This window comes from Bacillus cereus group sp. N6, from assembly GCF_016483705.1.
Lineage (GTDB): Bacteria > Bacillota > Bacilli > Bacillales > Bacillaceae_G > Bacillus_A > Bacillus_A wiedmannii.
The window spans coordinates 1-264 of the sequence record NZ_JAEHBI010000281.1 but is presented as its reverse complement, the minus strand read 5'-3'; the positions used below and the strand labels follow the sequence as shown (position 1 = coordinate 264).

The window sequence follows — 264 nt, the reverse complement described above, 5'->3', positions numbered from 1 at the left end:
CCCCCCCCCCCCCCCCCGCCGTCCCTTGCCGCCCAGGCGCACCACTAGCACCCGCCGCCCCCGGGTTACCTTGAGGCCCAGTGGCACCGGTAGCACCGGTAGCACCCGTGTTACCTTGAGGCCCAGTGGCACCGGTAGCACCAGTAGCTCCCGTGTTACCTCGAGGTCCGGTAGCACCAGTAGCGCCTGCTGGCCCAGTAGGCCCGGTAGGTCCATTATAGACGGAAGCAGAATTAAGGAGAGCGGGTTGTATTGCTGCTATTA

At 65.2% G+C, this 264-nt stretch carries 1 pseudogene; it reads right to left on the bottom strand.

What is annotated here, in order from left to right:
• Positions 1-264: pseudogene (locus JDS99_RS31315) on the bottom strand (Gly-Xaa-Xaa repeat protein); the annotation flags it as partial.